Genomic DNA, 18,803 nt, shown 5'->3' with positions numbered 1-18,803 from the left:
TCGACTCTGCCCTACCCTAAGGGGCAATTTCTTCCCCGTCCCACGCAAACAAGCGACCCGTGTGGCGACTGTCGAGGCCATCCAACACCGACAGCAAGTAGCCAGCCGATTGAGCTGGGCTGAATAACTTGCCGGGCTTAACATTGGCTTGGAATGGCGCGGATAAACGACTGTCTACCGTCCCCGGATGCAGGCCAACCACGGTCAATGATTTGTCTTGGCGGCCAAGCTCAATGCTCATGCATTTGATCAGCATGTTCACCGCCGCTTTACTTGCACGATAGGCGTACCAACCGCCCGCACGGTTATCACTGATACTGCCTACGCGCGCCGACAAGATGGCGAGCTTAGCCTCGGCGTTGCGTTTCAATTTGGGCGTGAGGTGCTTGCTCAATAGCAGCGGCGCGACGGCGTTGACGTCAAAGAGCTGGTGCATCGCCTCACTGCTGCAAGCACCGAGCCGCTTTTCTGGGCTGACCGCATCATCATGCAGCATTCCCGAGGCAATGATCACCGCATCTAAACGGTTATCGTCGATCTGCTCGGCCGCCGCTTGTATCGATGCCTCATCGCGAATGTTCACCGCCACCGGTGTGACCTTTTCACTTATTTCGGCAAGTGGCGCGGGGTGACGCCCTAGGGCAAAGACTTGCTGAATGGATGGCTTGTCGAGCAATGCGCGGCAAAAGGCTTCGCCAATCGCGCCGCCTACGCCGACAACCGCCACACGCTGCACAGAATCACTGTTCATTCTCTTGGCTCCTCAAACAAAAAGAGATGCAAACTGCATCTCTTTAGTTAGGGATGAGGCGATCCTGTCGATCACCGTGTGTTAAAACTATAGCTTACGTAGCACAACCATTAGGTAGAGCCCGCCAATCAAGGAGGCAATGATCCCTGCTGGCATTTCTTGCGGATATAACCATTGTCGTCCGAGCCAATCTGCAAACAGCATCAATCCCATGCCAATCAATCCGGCGGTGATCATATGCGCCCGAGCATTTTTCGCTCCCCAACTGCGCGCAATATGTGGCGCCATCAAGCCGACAAAGCTGAGCGGCCCCACCACCAAGGTAGCACTGACGGTCATGACCGCGACGAGAGCCAGCAACAGCATGCGGGCACGCCCTACCTTAACCCCCAGTGATTGAGCAGTTTCGCCACCGAGCGGCAAAATATCGAGCCAACGCTGACACATTAACCCCAGTGCCACCAGCACCGCGGCGACCAGGGCCAATGTGGTCACCGTACTGTCAGTCACATAGTAGGTTGAGCCTGAAATCCACGCGAGCACTTGATAGGCGCGAGGATCGCCACCTGCCATCAAGAAGCTTTGTACCGCTTGCATCAGTGCGGCTATGGCGACGCCTGTAAGCAATACCTTTTCTGGCTGAAAGCCGGTTTTGCGATTAAGCAGCACAATCAACGCCAAGGTTGCCCCCGCACCGATTAAGCCGCCGACATATAAGCTCAGCATAGATGCGCCCATGCCAGCAAAAATAGTGACAATCAGTCCCAGCGCCGTACCGGCACTGATCCCCATCACTTCAGGGCTCGCCATCGGGTTGGCACTCAAACGCTGAAGCACGGCACCCGCAACAGCAAGCACACCACCCGCCAATGCCGCGGCCAGCAAGCGTGGCAAGCGCCATTCCAACAAGGACCAATCGCCGCTGAGCGCCAGCCACTGCCAGCCCTCACTTTGACGCGATACGGTGGCAAAAATCACCACACCCAACACCAGTAACATCAGCGTTCGGCCTAGTGGCCAATCCTGGCGTGGTGCGGACGTACCGGCATGCATTTGTTGGCGTTGACGATTCCCCAGTGACACCCGTGGCAACAGCCACAATAATAGCGGCGCACCTAACGCTGCCGTAGCGGCGCCCGTAGGCACCATCATTGCCCGGCGGCCGGGTAACAGTTGGACAGCCAAATCGGTGGCTGCCAACATCAAGGCACCTAAAATCATAGCCAAGCTCAAACGGGTGATAAGCTTACGTGCGCCACATAAACGCGCAATCGCGGGCGCGGCGAGACCGACAAAGCCAATCACGCCAATCAAGCTAACTACCCACGCGGTCAGAAGAACCGATAGCCCTAGAGCAATCACACGGATTTTCGCCAGTGATACGCCCAAGCTTTTCGCCCCTTCATCCGAAAGACTCAAGACGTTGAGCGGCTTTAATAAGGCAAGGATCAACACGACCGCCAATCCAACACGTGGCAATAAGGCTTGCACACTGTGCCAGTCGGTTTGCACCATCGAGCCCGCGCCCCACACCATCATGCCGTGTAGCGCTTCTTGATTCATCAACAGCAGCACGGTGCTTAGCGCGCCGCAGTAGAGGTTTAAAATCAACCCCGCGATCACCACCACGGTGGGCGATAGGCCGCGTCGCCATGCTAGCGCAAACACCACCAGCATGGTCAACACTCCGCCAGACATCGCCACCATCGCGCTCGACCAAGTCAGTAGCCAAGGGGCATAAAGCGTCGCAAGCATCAGCGCCAAGCTAGCGCCATTCGCCACCCCCAGCGTCGACGGTGAGGCCAGTGGGTTACGCAACACCTGTTGCATTAAAGTACCGGCCAGCCCCAAACACGCCCCGGCCAGTAATGCAGTGACCAAGCGCGGCCACCAGGTTAAATGCATCACCACCCCAATCGACGCACTGTCATCCAGCGACCACAAGGAATGCCAGAGCATCGACGAACTTACGTTCCACTGCCCCAACAGAGTGGAGGCGAGGCTCAACAATGCTGCCAGTAATGCCAAGGGCACCCATAATAGGTTCAGTTTCATGACTGCCCTCCTTGCTCGGTCAATGCTGCGGTCACAAGGCGGGCAAAACGTAACGCCGACGGAATCGCGCCAAAGCTCCATACCGGATCAATCATCAATGGCGTATGCCCCGTACGTTTAACCAAATATTGCCAAAACATATTAGTCTGAAGGGTTTGCTCGACGCCCGCGGGGAGCGGGCGCACAATCACCAGCTGCGCATCAAGGTCAAGCAGCTCGCGGGTGGAGACCATGCTAAATCCCCAACTGTTGGTGGTGTTCTGCCACGCATTGTTCAGCCCCAATTCACTGATGGCGGCGTGATACAAGCTGTTCGTCCCAAACACCCGCACATGGTTGGCGTCGAGAAATTGAATCATCAGAAGCGGTGGTTGTTCACCGGGGATCGTATCGCGCAGGCTCGCCAATTGCTGTTTCGCATTAGCAATCAGAGTTTCACCGGCCTCTGGACGGTTAGCCTCGCGCGCAATTTGCCGCGTCACGGTTTTTAACGATGCCCAGCTTAAGCCACTTTCATATAAAGGAATCGAGCTCACCGGCGCAATGGTGCTTAGCTTGGGCTTCATCGCCTTAAAAATGGGTGAAATCAGAATTTTATCGGGGTGAAGCTCAGCCAAACGCTCCATATTCGGCTGGGTGCGAAGGCCAATATCGACGGTGTTTTCTGGAATGGGCGGGGCTTTCACCCACGAATTGTAATCTGCCTTTTGCGCGACCGCGATTGGAGTAATGCCTAGCGCCAGCAAGGTTTCAGTTTGGGTCCAATCCAGCGAGAGAATACGAGGCGACGCGATGGCGCTCGCTGACATCATGGCCGCGGTCAGCCAGGCTATAAGCGTCAAGAACGAAGACTTGATCATACCGGCGATAACTCCCCCGGCATAGCAACCGCATAGCCGGCGGCATGATCGGCAATCGGCATCTCAATACCATAAATCGATTTAAGGGCCGACTCTTGAAACACATCGCTGACCGCGCCTTGAGTCAGGACTTGTCCGCTGTGCAGCGCGACAATCTCATCACAAAAACGTGCCGCCATATTAATGTCGTGCACCACGATAATAATGGACTTATCCAGCTCTCGACTGAGTTTGCGCACCAAGGTCATCACTTCCACTTGGTGGGCCACATCCAGTGCAGATAGCGGCTCATCGAGCAGTAAGTACCGCGTTTGCTGTGCCAGCAGCATCGCAATCCACAACCGTTGGCGCTCGCCCCCTGACAACGTATCGACCAAGCGCTCGGCATAATCTTGGGTGCCAGTCAGCGTCATTGCCTCGTTGATCGCTTGGTGATCGGCTTTGGTCAACCGCCCCAGCAAACCATGCCAAGGATAGCGACCAAAACTGACCAACTCATACCCGGTCAAGTTGTCTGTTGCCGGTAAATGCTGTGGCAAATACGCCACCTCGCGCGCAAAGGCTTTTTCTGACCATTTCGACAAGGGCTTTTGGTCTAATGCAATCTGTCCGCTGCTGGTTGCTTGTTGTTGCGCCAACAGTTTTATCAAGGTCGACTTGCCCGAGCCGTTGTGCCCAACTAACGCACAGATCTTTCCGGGCGTAAACGACAAGCTCACCTTATCGAGTAACACGTTTCCGTTGACGGCAAACGCAACGTCCTTTGCCTCTAACATATCCCGATCCTACTGCTTATGTACAAGCGCGGGATGCGCCTGTCAGTTATTTCTGCGAACAGTAATTTTCCGATGCTTAAAAGGCAAATGCAAACCATTTTGATTTCGCTTTGTGCGCTTAGCGCTTGTTAATGAGAGAAATTAGACATTAACCAAGTCAAAACCAGGGATCTAAGTGTCGTTCGGGCTCGTATCGCTAAAGGTAAACAAGAAATTGAAGCAGCGATAACAGAGAGAGACATGTCCACGCCCATCAGCCTTGTGTGGCTAAAACGCGATTTACGCCTGCGGGATCATGCCCCATTACAAGCCGCCATTGCAGCGGGGCGCCCCTTGGTGATCCTGTACCTGTTTGAGCCGCTGCTGCTTAACGATCCGCACCATAGTAAGCGCCATTGGCGATTTGTCTGGCAATCGCTGGGCGATCTCAATCAACAGCTCGCACCACTAGGCGGTCACGTCACCATTTGCCAAGGAGAGGCACTCGCCGTTTTCGACGCCATCCACCAGCAACAGGCCATTGGCGCGGTTTACAGCCATCAAGAAATTGGCGTCGACGCGACGTTTTCTCGTGATAAAGCGGTGGCGAAATGGCTAGAGAGCCATCAGATCCCGTGGCATGAATCCCCCACTGGGGCGGTGATCCGCGGCGCTAAAAATCGAGTTGATTGGGACGCTGAATGGCAAAAAGTGATGCGCGCTCCCCTTGCCGATCCTGATTGGCAACAAGCGCGCTGGCTAAACGCATCACTCACGCTACCTTCGCTCGGTCACCATAACTGGGATTCGCCCGCGCCACGCTTTCAACCCGGCGGGCCGAGTTGGGCGTATAAAACCTTGCAGTCTTTTTTCCGCGAGCGTGGGCAACGCTATCAGCGCCACATCTCTAAACCACTCGCCAGCCGCAAAAGCTGTACGCGACTGTCACCCTATCTTGCTTGGGGTAATATCAGCTTGCGCGAGATGTATCAAATCACCCTCCTCCATTGGCAGAAAAAGGGCTGGCGACGGGCGCTGGTGGCCATGGTGTCGCGTTTGCATTGGCACTGTCATTTTATGCAGAAATTTGAAAGCGAGCACCACATGGAGCATCGGCCCGTCAATCGAGGCTACTTACATTTTGAGTACGCAAACGGTCCGCAGAGCGATGCGCACCTGCTCGCATGGCAACAAGGTAATACCGGTTATCCGCTTGTCGATGCTTGTATGCGTTGCCTACACGCCACTGGCTATATCAACTTTCGGATGCGGGCGATGCTGGTCAGCTTTTTAACCCACCATTTGTTGATTGATTGGCGGCGCGGTGTGCATCACCTCGCGCAGTTATTTCTCGATTTTGAGCCCGGTATTCATTATCCCCAATTTCAAATGCAAGCGGGCGTGACAGGCGCCAATACCTTGCGTATTTATAACCCAGTGAAACAATCGCAGGAGCAAGATCCCGAGGGGGCATTTATTCGTGAATGGTTACCCGAGCTTTCTCCCTTGCCCGACAGTTTGATCCACACCCCATGGCAAATGACCGACATGGAAGCGATGATGTACGGTGTGGTGCCTGGCGAAGACTACCCGAAACCCATTGTCGATATCGAACAAACCGGCAAGCGAGCGCGAGATATTTTATGGTCGTTTCGTCAACAAGACGCCGTTCGTATCGAGAAAGCACGGATCCTCGCCACCCATGTGCGTCCAAGCAGCCCTGAGCCAACAAATAGCCCTGAGCCAACAAATAGCCCTGAGAACGCGGACAAGCGCACTCAACAATCACGTTCACCTGCCACTCAGTCTACTGGAGGCAACCAAGATGGCGCATAAAAAGCCACATCTTCCCAGCAAGGTATGTTTGACGTGCGAACGGCCGTTTACGTGGCGTAAAAAGTGGGCGCGCTGTTGGGACGAGGTTAGGTATTGCTCTGACCGTTGCCGTCGCGAAGGCCGTCGCCATGCGCGAGCGGCGAAGATCTAAACGCTTCTAGCAGCGAGCTAAGTTGCGGATGCACCCACTGACGTTTGATCGATACCGCATAAAACGGCTCATACACACTCGGCAGTAAAGCATAGCGGGTGAGCATGCCACTATCTAGCTCATCGCGAACCACCACTTCGGGCATTACCGCCAACGCGTCATTGTCTCGGGTTAACAGGCGTAGCATCGCCATATCATTGGCTTCTGCCATGATGTAAGGCTTGAGTTGATACTGCGCAGAGATGGCATCAAACCCCGAGCGAATGGGGTTATCGCCATAAGGTAACACCCACGCTTGGTGCTGGTAGCTGGCGTCTAAGGTGGGCGATAAGGCTTTACCCGGCCAACCAATCACGGCTACCGGCTGGCGTGCCAATTGCTGATACTGCCAAATCTGTTTACTGGTGCCCCGCACCGCGATATTAGTTAGCGCCAGATCCAACTGGTGATCTGACAGCGCATGAAGCAAGCCGGTTTGATCCATCGACTGCAACACATAGCGGCACTCTCGTTGATTCACCAATGGCTGAATAAACTGCTCGATAAAATTCCGCGACATGGTGGATAAGGTGCCAATGCGAATCGTGGCACTGGACAGCGCCCCGCCGCTGGATAGCAATTGCTCAAGCTCTTCCCCTTGGCGAAATATTTCTTCGGCATAGTTCATCGCTTGATAGCCACTTTCAGTCAACGTCAATGTACGACCTTGGCGCTCAAACAATTGCACCTGCATCGCCTGTTCAAGCTGCTTGATTTGCGACGACAGCGCCGACTGCGAAATATGCAGCTGACGGGCGGTCTGGGTCAGGTTCCCGTGACGCGCCACCTGCCAGAAATAATATAAATGATGGTAGTTGAGTCGGCTCATCGTTCTCTAAAACAGAATGAAAAATGATTTATTATGTATTTTACTTAACTGTAGTAAGTTTTCACAATGTATCTTATAACTATTGCTGTGAGGTAAGTCATGTTATCCCTATTTCTCGTCACCCCGCTCAAACTGGTGCTGCTCGCACTGGTTGCTCTTCTTGGCGGTGTTATCTGGCGATACAGTGCCACTGCGTTTGCAGGTGAAGCCGACAAACACCGTTTTCTTTCCTCTTTACTGCTCACCTTATCGGCAGTCTTGTTGGTTTTAGTCAGCAATCACCTGTTGCTGTTTTGGCTCGCCTGGGTGGCGGTTAGCCTCTCATTGGGTCGCTTAATTCTTTTCTATCCACATCGGCCTCGCGCCCAACTCGCGGCACACAAAAAAATGCTGCTCGCCCGCTTTAGCGAATTGCTACTCGGTGGCGCATTTTTACTGTTGTTTTTCCACTACCAAACCGCGCAGATTGACCAATTGATGTTTCAAGTCAGCCAGCAACCTCATACGCTGACTGTAAGCATTGCCGCCTTTATGTTGGTGGGCGTGGCGATTATCAAGTGCGCTCAACTACCCTTGCACGGCTGGCTCATTCAAGTGGTGGAAGCGCCAACACCTGTCTCTGCCTTGTTGCATGCTGGCATTGTGAACCTTGGCGGGATCTTATTGATGCTGTTCGCGCCAGTGCTCGCGGCGAGCCCCAGTGCCAGCCTAGCACTGCTGGTTATCGCGGGCGTCAGTACGCTGGTAGCTGGGCTGGTGAGCCTGACACGTGTGAGCATTAAGGTAAAACTGGCGTGGTCGACCGTCGCCCAAATGGGTCTGATGTTGGTCGAAATCGCCCTAGGTCTTTACGAGTTGGCACTGCTGCACTTACTGGCGCACTCTTTCTACAAGGCGTTCTCTTTCCTCAACAGCGGCAATGGCGTGAATCATTGGCTCGCAACCCAACTGGCTGATGCCTCAGTCCCGCGTCGTAGCCATTGGCTTGCCGCGATAGCCACCGCAGCCGGTTTGATTGTCGCCGTGCATCTGAGTGTCGGTATTTTAAATAGCTTGGCCGCCGGCTGGTTGTTGTGGATGGCGATGACCATGCTGCTATTACCAGCCTTTACGCGCCCAGGCGCTGCCCGCCCGACACGCGTGCTGCTCAGTAGCGTGTTTGCACTTGGCCTGCTCGGACTCTACGCCGCAATTAAACATAGCTTGATTGTGTTTGTCGCGGGCGGTAATGCCACCTACTTATTTGCCGATGCCTTTGCGCTGGTGCTGTTTATCGCGCTGTTTGCTCTGTCACTGGCGGTCCAGTACTGGCCTCACAAAGCGTGGGTGAATCGCCTATTTATTTGGCTGAACGCCGGCGCTTACCTTGATGAATGGGCGACGCGCCTAACACTCAAATGGTGGCCAAGTGCTTCTTTAATCCAACTACAAACGACCCAATGGCAACCGCATAAGGAGACGCGTTAATGATTGCGAAAACGCCCAATGTATCTGCATACCCTGAGTCCCTCGATGTGAGCGATTTTCGCGATGCCACACAGCAAGCAGTCGCCGCGATTGCGCCAAGCTGGCCGTTGGATCAAATGATTGCGGTGAACCCATGGTGGCCGCAACGCTTTACCCCCATTGAGCAAGTTTTTGCCGAACAAGCGGTGTTAAGCGGCCATTGTCCGTTAATGTCGTCGGCGTACTATCTGTCACATTGGCAATCGCCGATTGGTGAGGCACACCTTGCCGAGGCCATTTCAACCTCTGGCAGCGCATTGACGGTAAGTGATTGCCTGCGTGCGCTGCGTAGTCATAGTAGTGATCTCCCGCGTTGGAAGCCATTAGCTGAGTTGTGTGACCGCACTCGAGAAGCGCAAGAAGGCTTATCGTGGCAGCAAGAAATCCAGCAGCAAGTGAGCCAGTTTCTCGCGCTCTATCACCAGTACCCACAGCGTTTTGATGCTCAAGGCCAAGGCGGTGAGCACCTTTATCAATGCTGGTTGGATGTGGTGAGCCAAGATAAAGGCATTAAAACCCTCACTGGCGTGGATTTACTCGCCGATTTCGCCGCACTACCCACCCAAATCAATGCACTGATCGCTGAAGCGGCCGACTTTTGGCAACCGACTCTTCACGACCAAGACGGTAACTTGGCCTATTGCCACGCGCTTATGCATGGTTTATCGGGTTGGGCAAGCTGGCAAGCCTGGTTAGATTGGCAGCAACAGCTCAGTGACAGTGAACAGCAAGAACATGGCATGGGCCTATTCGCGATTTTACTCGCGTGGGATACAGTGCTGGCACGCTGGCTTGCTAAACATCGTGACGCAGCGTGGGCAAGCATTCGTCAGTCCATGCACCATCAAGCGGTGAATGTCCGCCATTGGTATCACCAAGCACAACAACAGCTCGCGCCCCTGTGGATTTGGCAACAAGCGCTGGAAATCAGTCAGCAGCGCCCTTGGGCACACGCCCTATCTGCGCAGGCCAGTGTCGACACACTCGACACCTCCCCCACGCTTCAGGCTGTATTTTGTATCGATGTGCGCTCTGAGCCAATGCGTCGCGCGTTAGAAGCGCAATCCGAACGAATTCAAACCCTTGGCTTTGCTGGCTTTTTTGGCTTGCCGATTGCCTATCAGCCCACCGATAGCCATATTCATCGGCCACAACTGCCCGGCTTACTGGCGCCAGCGGTCACCGCCTCACAAACTCATGCTACCCCCGAACGCTGGTTGCGAATGACCAAGCTCGGCTGGCAACGCAGTCTTGATGCGCCCGCCGCCAATTTAGGCATGGTCGAAGCCGGTGGCATGTTAAAGCTAGTGAGCTTATTAAAACGCGCATTGCGCATTTCTGGCACCGAGAACCCGTTAAATCGACTCAGCCATACTGACAGTGATTGGGCACTCACCCGTGACAATACGCCGTTAACCGCAGCAGAAAAGGCCGAGCTAGGCGCTGGTATCTTGCGCGCGATGGGCATTGCTGATCAACTGGCCGATGCGGTCCTGTTGGTGGGTCATGGCAGTGAAACCTGTAACAACCCTCATGCTGCAGGGCTTGACTGTGGTGCCTGCGGCGGACAAACCGGCGAGGTGAATGTTCGTGTACTTGCACAGCTTCTGAACGATGCCGACGTGCGTGATGCCATGGCACAGCAAGGCGTGACGATTCCCGCCAGCACCCGTTTTTATGCCGCCATGCACAACACTACCACCGACGCACTGGATGTCTTTCACGCTCCCGAGCATGCCCAATGGCAAACTTGGCTGGTCAACGCAAGCGAGCAAGCACGTGCGACCCGCGCCAGTCAGTTTGATCAGGCGCCTACCCAGCCATCCAAACTCAAACGCTTCTTTGGTACACGGGCCAAAGACTGGGCGCAAATGCGTCCTGAGTGGGGACTGTGCGACAACGCCGCGCTAATCGTGGGCCCGCGCGCTCTGTCTCGACAGATTAATTTGCAAGGTCGCAGCTTTTTACACGACTACGACATGCATAAAGACCGTGACTTTAGCTTGCTTGAAACCATACTCACTGCGCCCATGGTGGTGACCAATTGGATCAATCTGCAGTATTTTGCTTCTGTCACCGCACCGGAAAAATTCGGCAGCGGAAACAAGCTGCTCCACAACATCGTGGGTGGTCACATTGGGGTGTTTGAAGGGAATGGTGGCGACTTACGCATTGGCTTATCGCATCAATCCGTGCACGATGGCCGTCGATATCGCCACCAGCCAGTGCGATTAAGCGTATTTATCGCTGCCCCTCGGGAGGCAATTGATAGTATACTTGCACGCCATGACGATATAGCCGCGCTGGCGAATCACGGCTGGCTGTACTTGATGCAAATTGATGCGCAGGGTGCAGTATGGCAACGCGATCGCTCGGGTCAGTGGTATCACCAGAACGTAGCAAAATAAAACGGAGCATGTCGTTGAAAACGCAACTTCTCTCAGCGCAGTGTTCAACGGATCTAACACAAGCCGCCGAGCTGCTAAAAGCCGGCGAACAAGTCGCGGTGCCCACAGAAACCGTGTACGGTTTGGCAGCGGATGCCAGCAATCCAGACGCCGTCGCGGGCATTTTTACCGCTAAAGGGCGACCCGCCAATCATCCTTTGATTGTGCATCTCGGTGACGTCGCATCGATCACCGAGTGGGCAACGCTGATCCCGGATGAAGCGTATAAGCTAGCGAATGCCTTCTGGCCAGGCCCGATGACGCTGCTGCTGCCACGTGCCGAGCATGTTTCACCGGTAGTCACGGGTGGATTAGATACCATTGGGCTTCGCGTACCCGCGCAACCTGTGTTGTTAGACCTGCTCGCCACCCATCAGCTTGCCGTTGCCGCCCCGTCAGCGAACCCGTATAAAAAGCTCAGCCCCACCACGGCAGAGCAAGTGATGCATGGTTTGGGCGGAAAGATCGCTGCGGTGATTGATGGCGGTCCTTGCCAGCATGGACTGGAGTCGACCATTGTCGATCTTACCAAGCGTCCATTCCAGGTACTTCGCGCCGGTCCCATCACTGCCAGCGAGTTGAGCGCCGTGCTGGGTGAAACGGTCGACGCCCCTGAGCAGCACGACACCGTGGTGCCCGGCAATGTGGGAAGCCATTACCAACCCAATACGCGGTTGCAGATGGTGGCGGCAGACTTGTCTGATCTCCCTGCGCCCCATCCGGAAAAACGCGCGGCCTTGCTTCACTTTGGCGACGCCCCAACACGGGATGATCTGGTCTGTATTGCCATGCCAGATGACGCTGTACGCTACGGGCAAGCGTTATATCACCAACTTGCCCAAGCCGACCAACTGGGCGTCGATGAGATCTGGCTCGCCCAGCCTCCTCATGGCGAAGCATGGCTTGCCGTGCATGATCGCCTACGCCGCGCCGTTAGCTAGTTTTTGACGCACGCATTCGCATAAAGCTTGCCGTTGCACTGGCACACACAGTGCCCGCAACGGTAAGCGTTGCCTCCAACTGACTCATTCCATGTTTCGCTTTTACACACCATGCTCGTACCTCCGCCTCAACCGCAATGGGCACTGGATGGTGATAGCGAATATTAAGTGACGCTGTCACACTTTGCGGGGCAAACAAAAAGGTACAATGGGTGAAAGCTGCATCTAAAAGTGTGGCAATCACCCCACCGTGTAGCTGATCTTGATACCCCTGCCAAGTGCTTTCTAACCATACTTTTGCGCTCACTACAGTTTCATCGTCTTGGTAAAATCTAAGATTAAACAGCCCATTGTCACTGCAAGCCACACACTGATGATGCGACCGTGGCGGCATCACACGTAATTCAGTCATGGCAACCGCAACCCTGTCCACTGGCGTGACCGCCTTTACCTTGCCGCTTGCCACATCCGCGATGCTCAGAACCTAACCCACTGCTTTTAGAACCACACCCGCACATTCGATCAGTGCAACAAGCCCTTTTCCGTGGTTGGGATTGCTGCTTCATTCGCTGCAACGCCGGCCGTCCTTGACTCGCATCCGTAAGCGGTTGCCAGTACGCAGGCGACAACCACTGGGTTGGATTTAGGCGACCATTGGTTAACTGATAAACATGTAAGCCAGCATCAAGTAATCCCGCTAACGCATGCTCGCCAATATGACGAGTCACCACACGTGTTACTTGGTTAGCTTTCAGCATCGCTATCAAGGCGTTTTTGGCACCGCAACCTTCTGTTACACGTGGGTTGGCGAACTGAACGAGTGCTTGGCCATCGTCGTCAAACAGCGCAAAGTGCTCGGCCTTCATAAAATGTCCCGCAGGGCGGTCTTGGTTCATCGCAATAGCAATTGTCATCTTCCGTTCTCTCTTCATATAAATAGCATATGCCAAAAATACGCTTGATTTGTGGCATATGCAAACTATTCTGTGAGAGAAAAATGAGGAAAGTTGCGTCAAGACATCGAGAGTATTCGCATCAAGCTGCAACGCCGCGCGACAGAATGCTTTTTCGAACACGCGCGCATCCTTGCTAAGCCGCATGATGAATGACAATAACTAAATGGAAGTATTGGTTTAAAAATACCTATTTTCACGGCAATCATTGACGTGAAATTACAGTTTAGTAAACCATAAAAGCACCTTGGTGAGTCACACGCAGCACAGATCTTGTTTTTGTAGATGGCTAACCTAACACGACTCTTCTGACTCAAACACCAAGGCTTTGCCTTCTACGAGGCAGGCGGTGGTTTTGGCGCGGGCGCGTTTAACTAGGTTGGCTAACGTTTGACGAGATACGCCCATGACTTCCGCCGCTTGCAGTTGCTGCATACCCTGGTGATCAACAAGACGCATGGCTTCGAACTCATCCAAACCAATGGTCACCGTCTCTAGTTCACTGAGTGGAATGGCGTTGGGTTTAAAACAGTTGGTATGGGGTTTCCCGCAGATACGGCGGGGCATTTTAGGACGTGGCATCGGTTCTCCTTTTTCGCCTATGCTAAGCGAGTTTATTGCTTATGCCAACAAAAAGGGATGCCGAAGCACCCCTTTTTCGTTTATCACTTTCGTGAATGTCCTAGCGTGTTACGTGGCACGCCGTACGTTACACATCGTACGTGGTCGAGGCGGTGTTACCACCAGTGCCTGTCCAGTTGGTGTGGAAGAACTCACCGCGTGGCTGATCAAGACGCTCATAGGTGTGTGCACCAAAATAGTCACGCTGTGCTTGCAGCAAGTTCGCGGGCAGACGTGCCGTGGTGTAGCCATCCAAGAAGGTCAGCGCCGATGTAGTACATGGCATTGGGATACCGGTTTCCATCGATTTCGCCGCCACTTTACGCCATGCCGCCAAGCAGTTATCCAAGATCCCTTTAAAGTACGCATCTGAGCCCAAGAAGGCCAAGTTAGGATCCTTGTCATACGCATCGCGGATGTTACCCAAGAACGCAGAGCGGATAATACAACCACCGCGCCACATCAGCGCGACGTTACCGTAGTTCAGATCCCAGCCGTTCTCGTTTGATGCCTCACGCATCAGCATAAAGCCTTGCGCGTAAGAGATAATTTTTGACGCCAGCAGCGCTTGACGCAGTGCATCAACCCACTCGGCTTTATCGCCTTCAACCGGTTGAATGTGTTTTTCAAACAGTTTTTCTGCTGCCACACGCTGATCTTTCAATGCTGACAGGCAACGCGAGAATACCGATTCAGAGATCAGGGTCAGCGGAATGCCAAGATCCAGCGCGTTAATGCCGGTCCATTTACCGGTGCCTTTTTGACCCGCGGTGTCGAGGATTTTCTCAACCAAAGGCTCACCGTCTTGGTCTTTATACCCCAAGATGTCTGAAGTGATCTCGACCAGATAGCTATCCAGCTCGGTTTTGTTCCAGTCGGTAAAGACTTGCTGCATCTCGTCATGGCTCATACCAAGGCCATCTTTCATGAACTGGTACGCTTCGGTGATCAGCTGCATGTCGCCATACTCGATACCGTTATGCACCATTTTCACAAAGTGGCCCGCGCCATCACGGCCGACCCAGTCACAACATGGTTCGCCAGTATCGGTTTTTGCTGCGATACCTTGGAAGATAGGCTTGACCGCTGGCCACGCTTCTTCTGAGCCACCCGGCATAATCGACGGCCCGAAACGTGCGCCCTCTTCACCGCCAGACACACCGGCACCAATAAAGTGAATACCTTTTTCACGCAGCGCCGCCACACGACGGTTAGTGTCTGGGTAGTTGGTGTTGCCGCCATCAATGATGATGTCGCCTTTCTCAAGCAGAGGAGTAAGCTTGTCGATAAAGGTATCGACCACATCACCGGCGCGAACCATCAGCATCACTTTACGTGGCGTTTCTAGCTTCTCAACCAACTCTTCCAGCGAATAAGCGCCAACGATATTAGTGCCCTTGGCTGGGCCTTCCAGAAATTCATCGACTTTGGCCGCGGTACGGTTATGCGCCACGACTTTAAAGCCATTGTCGTTCATGTTGAGGATCAGGTTTTGGCCCATGACCGCCAAACCAATTACGCCGATATCACCTTTCATCGTGCTCTCCATTAATTCTGTTCTGGTAATTTTTTTGCTGCCGCGGCATCGAGTACCCATTCCGTGGTGCCTTTCGCGCTACGGACGTTGGCGGCAGGGTATGGCAGTTGGGTAGGCTCGTGTGTGGCGATCTCATGCACGATCGCTTGCTTGCCCTCTCCCAATACCAGATAACTGATTTTCTTCGCCGCGCGCAGAACACGGGCGGTTTTTGATACCCGCTTTTGACCTGACTCTGGGTGCGAGGCCACCAGCGCCAAGGCGGTATTATCGTACTGAGGATCGTGCGGGAACAGCGAGGCCGTATGCCCATCGCCACCGACGCCCAGCAAAATCCAATCAAGCACGGGCGTGCCGTTTTCGCTTGGGATCAGCGCTTGCATTTCCGCACTAAAGCGCGCCGCTTCCACGTCCGGATCGTCTTCACCACGAATGCGGTGAATGTTCTCTTCCGGGATACGAATGTGGCTAAACAGCAGCTTGTCGGCTTCGCCAAAGTTACTCTCGGCATCATCTGGTGCCACACAGCGCTCATCGCCCCACCAAAAATGCAGGTTTTGCCACTGAATCGCATTGGCATAATCGTCACTGGCTAAACGCTTAAACAGCATTTTAGGCGTGCTGCCGCCAGAAAGCGAAATGTGTACGGCACGATCTTGCTCGCTGAGCGCTTGCATCGTGTCCGCTAAATGATTGACCACCGCGTCGGCATCATCAAAAATTCGAGCATTTATCATAATTCGCAGTATTCCGTGTCAGTCAGATTTTTGCAGGGAAAGCGCCAAGCATGGCCATCACGCTCCAGCAACTGATCCGCTTCTTTCGGCCCCCACGTGCCGCAAGCATAACCAAATAGGGCTTTGCCATTATCCTTGTATTGCAGAATAGGCTCAACAAACTGCCAGCAAGCTTCGACCGCATCACTACGTGCAAACAAGGTGGCATCGCCTTTCAGGGCATCCAGCAACAAACGCTCGTAGGCCGTCAGCATCTGGGTTTCTTCCAGCGACGTATAATGGAAATCCATATTGACCGCTTTGGCGTTAAAACCTGCGCCCGGCTCTTTAAGGCCAAAGCTCATTTGAATGCCTTCGTCGGGCTGAATGCGGATCACCAAACGGTTCTCGGGCGCATTTTTGCCGAATACAGGGTGCGGAGTCTGTTTAAAGTGGATCACCACTTCGGTCACGCGAGTTGGCAAGCGTTTACCGGTGCGCACATAAAACGGCACCCCATTCCAACGCCAGTTGTTGATAAACATCTTCAGGCCAACATAGGTCTCAGTACGCGAGTCTTCCGCCACACCTGGCTCATCACGGTAACTAGGCAGTGGCTTACCACCCACGTGAGATTCGGTGTACTGACCTAGCACTAGGTTATTGTGTAAGTCGTCGTCAGAGAGCGGCTCGAGTGACTGCAACGCTTTGAATACTTCATCACGCATGGCGTCAGCATTGATTTGCGCCGGAGGCTCCATCGCCACGAGCGATAACACTTGCAACAAGTGATTTTGGAACATGTCGCGCACCGCACCAGACTGATCGTAGTAACCACCGCGGCCTTCTACCCCAAGGTTTTCAGCCCCCGTAATTTCTACATAGTCAATGAAGTTACGGTTCCAAAGCGGTTCAAACATCGCATTAGAAAAACGGAAAACCAGCAGGTTTTGCACCGTTTCTTTACCTAAGTAATGGTCAATACGGTAAATTTGGTGCTCGTCGAAATACGCATGAATGTCTTTGTCGAGTTGGCGCGCTGAGGCAAGGTCGTAACCAAATGGCTTTTCAACCACCAAGCGTTTCCAGCCGCTACTCTCATCATTGAGGCCATGCGCTGCCAGGCAGGCAGGAATAAAGTTATACAGCTTCGGCGGGGTCGCAAGGTAGAAAAGCGTATTGCGCTGAGTAAAGCCATATTGGTCAGAAAGCGCATCCAAGCGGTTCGTCAACGCACCATATTCGTTGGTGTCTGAGATATTGAACGATTGATAGTGCACGTGCGCCATAAAGGCGTCGAGCGTGGCAGGATCGGTTTCTTCAAGCTCTTGCATCGAGCGACGTAATTTATCGCGAAACGACTCGTCACTGTAGAAGGTGCGGCTTGCGCCAAGAATCGCGAAAGACGCAGGCAGCTGTTTGTTCGCATACAAGTGGTACAGGGCTGGGATCAGCTTGCGGAAGGTGAGATCGCCAGATGCACCAAAAATAACAATACTGCTGTTTTCTGGAATTACCATCATCTTTCCTTTGATAATAAAGGTACTGCATGTGATTTGCGCCACAAATTAGCAGCGCTAAGGCCAAATTGGTAATTGGCGCTACCTATTGATTTCATCGATGTCACCACTGGAATACGCTGAATCGGCTAGCTAATCCCTACATTCGCAGCCAGCACGACACAGGCAGTGTGCGACAAAGGCGACCTAGTCTAGCACTTTCTTACTCAATAAGCTGCCCCGCACTGGTAGGAGGTGGTCAACCCGCATTAGGCTCCATCCAGTCGCTCCCACTGGTCAACAGGCACGCGACGAAACGTGACACTTTCTCGCTTGTCGCCTCAGAAGCGGTATAGATACCTACGTTGCCCCGTTTAGCTTGGTTAACCCAAAGCACGTTAATCCCCTTTTCGCTGAGAAATGACGCGGCTTTATCGGTATAAGGCATGACGGTCTGCGTGCTTTGTAGCAATGAAACACTGGCAGAAAGTGAATCGAGATCAAAAGCATGAGGATGAAGGTTTAACAAGGGCGGCAAAGGACGAGAGAGCAGATGCGCATGGCGAGGGTGATCGGGTGTCACTCGTAATAAAGGCCAGTCGCTTAGGCATTCATCGATAGTCACATCGCCTTTATGCGGTTTGAATAAAGGATGCGCGTGATAGGCAAACCAAGCTTCGGTATCTTGAAATAGTGGGATAAAACGAACCTGACTGGTGGCGATTAGCTCACTGATTTCATGACCAATAAAGACATCAATATCGCCATTCAAAAGCGATGACATTAACGCTAATCGATTACCAAACTCAATGTGTACCGAGCACTGGTGCTCAGCTTGATACGCCACCACCGCCGATTCCACAAACAAGGGCCACCAAGCTTCTCCCGTACCCAGCTTAACCTGCCCCGCTTCTCGGGCCTGAAGTGCATGCAACTGTGCTTGCAATCGCTGGCGCGAAGCGTGTTGGGCCGTCGCATGCTGATAATAAAGCTTGCCCGCAGGGGTCATACTGACACCGCGCGGATGACGCGCCAATAGTTGGCTTGATAAACGCCGTTCTAACTTTTGTATTTGTGCGGTCAACGAAGGTTGGCTGATCCCCAGCTGTAACGCCGCCGCTTTTATGCTGCCACTATCAGCCACGGCTAAAAAATAGCTTGCCGCCTTTTCTACGTCCATCGTATCACCGCTCACATTTTCACTTTAACCGCTATAGCTTAAAACACTTACCAGAGTCAGCATAGCCCGTAATATCGTTTTATATACTCATGGATATAGCCAAATGACTATAAATGAGGGTCGTTCA

Annotated in this window: 17 protein-coding genes; 5 read left to right on the top strand and 12 right to left on the bottom strand. The window is 53.4% G+C overall.

Annotation, left to right across the window (positions count from 1 at the left end; all coding sequences use genetic code 11):
* Window positions 1–16 precede the first annotated feature (16 nt).
* From BUQ98_RS15665 to BUQ98_RS15650, 4 genes are all read right to left on the bottom strand, one after another.
* On the bottom strand, window positions 17–751 hold the full coding sequence (locus BUQ98_RS15665; protein ID WP_074214705.1) for an SDR family NAD(P)-dependent oxidoreductase: 735 nt from the start codon (window positions 749–751) through the stop codon (window positions 17–19).
* A gap of 87 nt (window positions 752–838) precedes the next feature.
* Window positions 839–2,806: a Fe(3+)-hydroxamate ABC transporter permease FhuB gene (fhuB, locus tag BUQ98_RS15660; RefSeq protein WP_074214704.1), complete on the bottom strand. Its 1,968-nt coding sequence runs from the start codon at window positions 2,804–2,806 to the stop codon at window positions 839–841.
* A complete protein-coding gene (locus BUQ98_RS15655) occupies window positions 2,803–3,666 on the bottom strand; it encodes an iron-siderophore ABC transporter substrate-binding protein (RefSeq protein ID WP_083605329.1) in 864 nt (287 codons plus the stop codon). The genes fhuB and BUQ98_RS15655 overlap by 4 nt, the downstream gene beginning before the upstream one ends.
* On the bottom strand, window positions 3,663–4,442 hold the full coding sequence (locus BUQ98_RS15650) for an ABC transporter ATP-binding protein (RefSeq protein WP_074214702.1): 780 nt from the start codon (window positions 4,440–4,442) through the stop codon (window positions 3,663–3,665). Before BUQ98_RS15650 ends, BUQ98_RS15655 begins: the two co-directional genes overlap by 4 nt.
* A 240-nt stretch (window positions 4,443–4,682) precedes the next feature.
* Between BUQ98_RS15650 and BUQ98_RS15645 the strand changes: the two genes are divergently transcribed.
* On the top strand, window positions 4,683–6,257 hold the full coding sequence (locus BUQ98_RS15645; protein WP_074214701.1) for an FAD-binding domain-containing protein: 1,575 nt from the start codon (window positions 4,683–4,685) through the stop codon (window positions 6,255–6,257).
* Window positions 6,247–6,408: a DUF2256 domain-containing protein gene (locus BUQ98_RS15640; protein ID WP_074214700.1), complete on the top strand. Its 162-nt coding sequence runs from the start codon at window positions 6,247–6,249 to the stop codon at window positions 6,406–6,408. The genes BUQ98_RS15645 and BUQ98_RS15640 overlap by 11 nt, the downstream gene beginning before the upstream one ends.
* On the opposite strand, the gene BUQ98_RS15635 is transcribed toward BUQ98_RS15640, so the two are convergent.
* Window positions 6,344–7,276 (bottom strand): LysR family transcriptional regulator, encoded by a 933-nt coding sequence (locus BUQ98_RS15635; RefSeq protein WP_074214699.1) that lies wholly within the window; start codon window positions 7,274–7,276, stop codon window positions 6,344–6,346. The two genes, BUQ98_RS15640 and BUQ98_RS15635, sit on opposite strands and share 65 nt — an antisense overlap.
* A 99-nt stretch (window positions 7,277–7,375) precedes the next feature.
* On the opposite strand from BUQ98_RS15635, the gene BUQ98_RS15630 reads away from it, so the two are divergent.
* The 3 genes from BUQ98_RS15630 to BUQ98_RS15620 are packed head-to-tail and all read left to right on the top strand — an operon-like array spanning window position 7,376 to window position 12,170.
* A complete protein-coding gene (locus BUQ98_RS15630) occupies window positions 7,376–8,743 on the top strand; it encodes an NADH-quinone oxidoreductase subunit L (protein ID WP_074214698.1) in 1,368 nt (455 codons plus the stop codon).
* On the top strand, window positions 8,743–11,190 hold the full coding sequence (locus BUQ98_RS15625) for a DUF2309 domain-containing protein (protein WP_083605328.1): 2,448 nt from the start codon (window positions 8,743–8,745) through the stop codon (window positions 11,188–11,190). The genes BUQ98_RS15630 and BUQ98_RS15625 overlap by 1 nt, the downstream gene beginning before the upstream one ends.
* A gap of 8 nt (window positions 11,191–11,198) precedes the next feature.
* Window positions 11,199–12,170 carry an L-threonylcarbamoyladenylate synthase gene (locus tag BUQ98_RS15620; protein ID WP_074214697.1) on the top strand — a complete coding sequence of 324 codons (972 nt, stop codon included), beginning with the start codon at window positions 11,199–11,201 and terminating at the stop codon, window positions 12,168–12,170.
* Here the strand turns inward: BUQ98_RS15620 and BUQ98_RS15615 are convergent.
* The 7 genes from BUQ98_RS15615 to BUQ98_RS15585 form a co-directional block, all read right to left on the bottom strand.
* Window positions 12,163–12,582, bottom strand: coding sequence for a PaaI family thioesterase (locus tag BUQ98_RS15615; protein ID WP_074214696.1), 420 nt, complete (start codon window positions 12,580–12,582; stop codon window positions 12,163–12,165). The genes BUQ98_RS15620 and BUQ98_RS15615 overlap by 8 nt on opposite strands.
* Window positions 12,575–13,084 carry a NifB/NifX family molybdenum-iron cluster-binding protein gene (locus BUQ98_RS15610; protein ID WP_074214695.1) on the bottom strand — a complete coding sequence of 170 codons (510 nt, stop codon included), beginning with the start codon at window positions 13,082–13,084 and terminating at the stop codon, window positions 12,575–12,577. Before BUQ98_RS15610 ends, BUQ98_RS15615 begins: the two co-directional genes overlap by 8 nt.
* 333 nt (window positions 13,085–13,417) lie before the next feature.
* Entirely contained in the window at window positions 13,418–13,705 is a 288-nt protein-coding gene (locus BUQ98_RS15605; RefSeq protein ID WP_074214694.1) for a DUF134 domain-containing protein, read from the bottom strand.
* 127 nt (window positions 13,706–13,832) lie between these two features.
* On the bottom strand, window positions 13,833–15,281 hold the full coding sequence (gene gnd / locus BUQ98_RS15600) for a decarboxylating NADP(+)-dependent phosphogluconate dehydrogenase (RefSeq protein WP_074214693.1): 1,449 nt from the start codon (window positions 15,279–15,281) through the stop codon (window positions 13,833–13,835).
* Between the two features lie 11 nt (window positions 15,282–15,292).
* On the bottom strand, window positions 15,293–16,018 hold the full coding sequence (pgl, locus tag BUQ98_RS15595) for a 6-phosphogluconolactonase (RefSeq protein WP_074214692.1): 726 nt from the start codon (window positions 16,016–16,018) through the stop codon (window positions 15,293–15,295).
* A complete protein-coding gene (gene zwf / locus BUQ98_RS15590; RefSeq protein ID WP_074214691.1) occupies window positions 16,015–17,517 on the bottom strand; it encodes a glucose-6-phosphate dehydrogenase in 1,503 nt (500 codons plus the stop codon). Before zwf ends, pgl begins: the two co-directional genes overlap by 4 nt.
* A 238-nt stretch (window positions 17,518–17,755) precedes the next feature.
* Window positions 17,756–18,676, bottom strand: coding sequence for a LysR family transcriptional regulator (locus tag BUQ98_RS15585; RefSeq protein WP_074214788.1), 921 nt, complete (start codon window positions 18,674–18,676; stop codon window positions 17,756–17,758).
* Window positions 18,677–18,803 lie beyond the last annotated feature (127 nt).

It is taken from the genome of Salinivibrio sp. ES.052 (assembly GCF_900141775.1).
Taxonomy (GTDB): domain Bacteria; phylum Pseudomonadota; class Gammaproteobacteria; order Enterobacterales; family Vibrionaceae; genus Salinivibrio.
The sequence above is the reverse complement of the archived record's forward strand: the minus strand, read 5'-3'. Positions and strand labels throughout refer to the sequence as shown.